This is a genomic window from Pseudomonas sp. P5_A2_2, from assembly GCF_054177685.1.
The window spans coordinates 1-5307 of sequence record NZ_JBGCUL010000276.1 but is presented as its reverse complement, the minus strand read 5'-3'; the positions used below and the strand labels follow the sequence as shown (position 1 = coordinate 5307).

Annotated in this window: 5 protein-coding genes; 1 reads left to right on the top strand and 4 read right to left on the bottom strand. The window is 60.9% G+C overall.

Annotated elements, in window-relative coordinates; translation table 11 throughout:
* A partial coding sequence (locus ACXRVY_RS16150; RefSeq protein WP_458237753.1) for a contractile injection system protein, VgrG/Pvc8 family occupies positions 1 to 774 on the bottom strand: 774 nt, incomplete at its 3' end.
* A 225-nt stretch (positions 775 to 999) separates the two neighbouring features.
* Between ACXRVY_RS16150 and ACXRVY_RS16145 the strand changes: the two genes are divergently transcribed.
* Positions 1000 to 1704, top strand: coding sequence for a YebC/PmpR family DNA-binding transcriptional regulator (locus ACXRVY_RS16145; protein ID WP_458237752.1), 705 nt, complete (start codon positions 1000 to 1002; stop codon positions 1702 to 1704).
* 133 nt (positions 1705 to 1837) lie between these two features.
* On the opposite strand, the gene ACXRVY_RS16140 is transcribed toward ACXRVY_RS16145, so the two are convergent.
* The 3 genes from ACXRVY_RS16140 to ACXRVY_RS16130 all read right to left on the bottom strand — a co-directional run.
* On the bottom strand, positions 1838 to 3151 hold the full coding sequence (locus ACXRVY_RS16140) for a leucine-rich repeat-containing protein kinase family protein (RefSeq protein WP_223463831.1): 1314 nt from the start codon (positions 3149 to 3151) through the stop codon (positions 1838 to 1840).
* Between the two features lie 289 nt (positions 3152 to 3440).
* Positions 3441 to 4514, bottom strand: coding sequence for an ABC transporter substrate-binding protein (locus tag ACXRVY_RS16135; protein WP_458237751.1), 1074 nt, complete (start codon positions 4512 to 4514; stop codon positions 3441 to 3443).
* A gap of 18 nt (positions 4515 to 4532) precedes the next feature.
* On the bottom strand, positions 4533 to 5307 hold a 775-nt coding region (locus tag ACXRVY_RS16130; protein ID WP_458237750.1), incomplete at its 5' end, for an NAD(P)/FAD-dependent oxidoreductase.

Genomic DNA, 5307 nt, shown 5'->3' with positions numbered 1-5307 from the left:
GCGATGTTGTTGTTCGCGGGCGGGAAAGTGTCTCGTCGTGGCGAACGAGTGATTGGCTGCGCCGTCGCTGGTGTCTGCTGAACCAGGGTTCCTGGCATCTGGGCGCACGGGGGAGAGCGGAGCGTCATGACGCTGGAACAGTTCGCTGATCACAGGTTCGTGGTGTTCGTCGAGGGCGTCACTGCGCATCGGCATGAGCAGCGGTTCCTGGGGGAAGCTCAGGCTGTCATCGGCCAGCACCAGCACATGGCCGTCGCGTTGATGCTCGAAGTGATAGTGGATGCCTTCTTCCTCGCACAGCCGTTGCAGCAACGCCAGATCGGTTTCTTCATACTGAATGCAAAAAGGTCGCAAGGGATAGTGCCCGGTTGACAGTTCAAAACGATAGCTGCCGGCGGGCAGCCCATGTTCCTCGAGCAATTGGCGCAGGATCATGGGCACGCTGGCGCGCTGGAAAACTCGTCGGCGTCGTTGCTGCTCCAGCGCCTGGACACGGGGCACCAGCACCAGCTTGTAAGCGACCCGGTGCCCGCTTCGATGTTCACAACTGGCGCTGTGCAGCACGCCATGAATGCCCTGGTCGTGGCCAAATTCGAGGAGCGCCGGTTGCTGCAGCAATCGTTCGAGGCTCAGGGCCGGTGCCAGCCCGATAACCTCGATATCGAATCGATAGGGCTGGTTGAGTGCTTCATGACCGCTGAACCGAACCACCTGGAAGCTCAGGTCATCGTCGAGAAGCGTCAGGGTGGTGGGACTTTCCTTGTCGTTGTGCATCGAACACGCTGCTGCCGTGGAATAGGGTGCAAAGCGTACGAAACCTCAGCGCATTGCGGGCACGTTAAAGTGACATTTCCGAATCGCCCTACAACCGCTGGTGAAGATGTCGACGCAAGTCGGGATTTTTTGGTCGATTGCCAACTTTAGGCCGTATAAACTTACACAAAGCGTCGGCCAATAGATGTCTCGGCGCCACAGATGCCACAGATAAGAGAGTGAGAAATGGGCGCACAGTGGAAGGTTAAACACAAAGAAGCGGCAGCCAATGCCAAGGGCAAGATCTTCGGCAAACTGGTGAAGGAAATCACCATTGCTGCGCGCAACGGCGCTGATATTGCTACCAACGCGCACTTGCGTCTGGTGGTTGAACAGGCCAAGAAAGCTTCGATGCCCAAGGAAACACTGGATCGCGCGATCAAGAAGGGCGCGGGCCTGTTGGGCGAGACCGTGCAATACCATCGCGTGACTTATGAAGGGTTCGCCCCGCATCAGGTGCCGTTGATCGTTGAATGCGTGACCGACAACATCAACCGTACCGTCGCTGAAATCCGTGTTGCATTCCGCAAGGGCCAACTGGGGGYTTCCGGTTCCGTGGCCTGGGACTTCAACCATGTCGGCATGATCGAAGCGTCGCCGGACACCCCGGACGCGGATCCGGAAATGGCCGCCATCGAAGCCGGTGCACAGGATTTCGAACCGGGTGAAGAGGGTGCAACCTTGTTCCTGACCGAGCCGACCGACCTCGACGCTGTACAGAAAGCCCTGCCGGAACAAGGCTTCACCGTGCTGTCGGCCAAACTGGGCTACCAGCCGAAAAACCCGGTCAGCGGCCTGAGCGATGAGCAGATGGCGGAAGTCGAAGCGTTCCTCGAAGGCCTCGATAACCACGACGACGTGCAGGACATGTTTGTCGGGTTGGCGGGTTAAGTCTTTGTGTCAATGACGGCTCTGTTGTCTGGCAGGCCGTCATCGTCGGATCGCCGCCCGGAGCAAGCTCGCTCCCACAGGTTGAGCGCTACCCTTGTGGGAGCGAGCTTGCTCGCGATTGACCGCGCAGCGGTCACAGATTTTTCAGTTGCTCCACGACTTCGCCAAACCCCGGCCGCTCCAGCACTTGCGGCTGACAGCAACGCTGTTCTAAATCCTCCAGCCCCCCACGCAGTTCATCACTCAACCCTGAATCAACCCGCGCCAGCAACTCCCCCAGCAACACCCCGAACGCCCGCACCTCGATCCGTTGCAAGGCACGGCTTTCAAGGCTGTCGGACAAGGCGTGGAATGACGCCGCGCCAAAATCCCCCAGCAAGCAGTCGCCCTGTTCATTCCACAGAATATTGTGCCCGTAGAGGTCGCCGTGGGTGATGCCATGACCGTGCAGATGCTCGGCCACCGAGGCAATGCCCGAGGCAATGCGCAGCGCCACCGCGGCACTGAAACGCAAGTCGTCGGGGTAAATGTCGCGGCTGCACGACGCCAGGCTCGGCAGCGCGGCGAGGTTGCAAAAGCTCGGTGCGATCAGTTGCATCACCAACCCGGCGGTTTGCTGCGGGTGATCGACAATCCGCCCTTCGACGCGAATCAGATTCGGGTGCAGACCAGCGGTGATGCAGGCGTTCATCTCGTGCAATGGCGAACCGTCGCTGGTCATTTCGCCCTTGTAGAGTTTCACCGCAACGGCCATGGGCGGCTGCCCGGCGGGTTGCCAGGCGGCCTGATGAATCACCCCGGAGGCACCTTCGCCGAGTTTCTTCTCCAGACGCAATGCCGACCAGTCAATGCGTGGTGTGGCGTCGAGGGCCGCGGCATCGGCTTCGGTTTCCAGCGGGTTACCGGCATAGGCCAGCCAGGTCAGGCTCGGCAACTCCAGCAGCCATTGCGGCAACCCGGTCAACCGGTTGGCGGCGATGCGGATCAGCTCCAGCCGATGGCACTGACGCAATGACTCCGGCAACGCTTGCAATCGATTGCCGGCGAGCATGAGCTTTTGCAGGAACGGGCGCTCTCCCAGTTCGCTCGGCAAGGTTTCGATGCAGTTGTCGGTCAGGATCAGCCAGCGCAGCAGCGGTGGCAGCGCCGCTGCGGGCACGTGGGCGATACGGTTGGCCTTGAAGCCGATCATCGTCAGTGCKGTGCATTGGCCCAGGCAGGCCGGCAACTCGGTGAAGCGGTTATCGGAACAGAACAGCACGCGCAAACGGGTCAGGCGATGCAAGTCCTTGGGCAGGGTGCTCAAGGCATTGCCRCTGAGGTTGAGCACTTCCAGCGAGTCCGCCAGATCGAAAATCTCCCGGGGGAATTCGGTGAGGCCTTCGACCAGATCCAGCCGCGTGATGCCCGACAACTCGCCGGTGCGCAATTGAGCAAGGGTATGCATGAACGGATTCGCCATTAACCAAGGGGAGGGCGTGGAGCCCTGGGAATGCGCGACATGATAGCGGGAAAGATGTGGCGACTGTCAGGCCGCCTTCGCGAGCAAGCTCGCTCCCACAGGTGACCGGTGTTGGTCGCTAATCTGAGTTGGACAAAAATCCATTGTGGGAGCGAGCTTGCTCGCGATGACGGTTAGACAGTCACACAAGGGGTGCCTGACGGTCCGCTATCGCGAGCAAGCTCGCTCCCACAAGGTTATGTCAATGTCCAGGCTACTGTGCCTGGCCAGTGCCCTAGCGCTCGATACTGCGGTTCCACCGCGCACTCCATGCCGGACGTTGTTCGTTGACCTGATCCCAATCCACGGCAATCGCCGTATCGAGGTACTGTTTCATGGCTTCGACCTGACCATGAGTTCGCTCGGTGGTCGGGGTGTTGGGGTTGGACGGAATCTGGTCGCCATCCTCGAGTGCGACGGCCTGGGCTTCGGGGGTCAGCAGGAAGGCGGCAAGTTTTTGCGCCAGCTCCGGTTGCGTGTTGTTGGCGATTGCGCATTCCGCGACGTTGAGCACCACGGCGCCTTCCTTCGGCTGTGCGTATTCCACTGGCATGCCCTTGAGCTTCAGAGCCGTGACCTGGGTCGGCGTCAACGGGAACAGCGCCGCTTCGTCGGTCTGAAGCATTTCGGRGATCTTCGCCGAGCTCGGAATGTATTCCAGTACGTTACGCCCAACGGTGTTCGGCCAGGCCTTGAAACCAGGGTCGACGTTGGTTTCGGTGCCGCCCTGGATCCGGTTGAACATCAGGAAACCGTGCAAGCCGAACGTCGAAGAGGCCATCGACTGGAACACCAGTTTGTCCTTGAAACGCGGGTCGGCCATGTCCATCCACGAGGTCGGCGCGCTCCAGCCTTTTTCTTTGAACAACCGGGTGTTGTATGCCAGCCCGGTGAYCCCGAGGCTGACCGCCACGGCCTGGTCCTTGATCCGTCCCTTGGCCGGAATCTGTTCCAGCGGCGGGCTGTCTTCGAGTTTGTCGCACAGGCCCATGGAGATCGCGCGGTACATGATGCCGTCGTCGAGGAACATCACGTGCATCTGCGGGTTGCCCTTGCTGGCCTGGACCTTGGCCAGGATATCGGCGGAGGTGCCCGGTACGATCACCACTTTGACGTTGTTGGCCTTCTCGAAAGCCGGCAGCACCTTGTCGGCATAGAGCCGTTCCATGGTCCCGCCGTTCATGCCCAGATAAAGTGTCGGCTCGGCCTGGGCCTGGGCCTGGGCCTGAGTGACCGTGAGCAGGGCGCCCACGCAAGAAAAACTTAGCCAGGAGAAACCGAGCAGTGCACTGCGTTTGACGTTATTCATTGGCGCGACCTTCCTCTATCAAGCTACGGAGATGGAGTGAAACCGGGTGATGGAAAACGCATCCAGCGACGTCTTTGACGCGCCGCTACAGATGATTTCGGTGAGCGCCTGGCCCACCGCGGGTCCGATCTGGAAACCGGCGCCGGCAAAGCCGAACGCGTGTAACAGACCGGGTTGGGTACCACTGTGGCCGATCACCGGTTGGCGATCGGGTAGATAACCTTCGGTGCCGCTCCAGGTACGAATCGCCTGGGCACCTTGCAGAAACGGGTAAAGCTCGACGGCCTGGCGGAGTATTTCCAGCACTGCGCCTTGACCGGGGYGGGCGCGGGCCTCGTCGAGGGCAAAGCCCTGGCCACCGCCCAGTACGCAATTTCCCCGGATAACCTGACGGGCATAAATGCCTCCACCCTCGACGCCGGTGCTGGCATCCATCACCAGCGGCAACGGTTCGGTGACCAGCATCGCCGGGTGACCGGAATGCATCGGCACCGGTTCGCCGAACTGCGCGGCCAGGCTGCCGGCCCAGGCTCCGGCGCAGTTCAACAGACAGGGTGCACGCCATTCCTGGCCGGTTTGCGTACGCACACGAAATCGTTGCCCGTCATGTTCTACAGCGCTCACCGCGCATTGTTCGTAAACCTGTGCGCCCTGTTGCCGCGCCGCCCGAGCGAACGCCGGAGACACCAGGCGCGGGTTGGCGTGACCATCGTCCGGGCAATAGGACGCGCCTGCCGCCACGTCTCCAACCCACGGAAAACGTGCACGCAATTGGGTTCGGTCGAGCACTTGC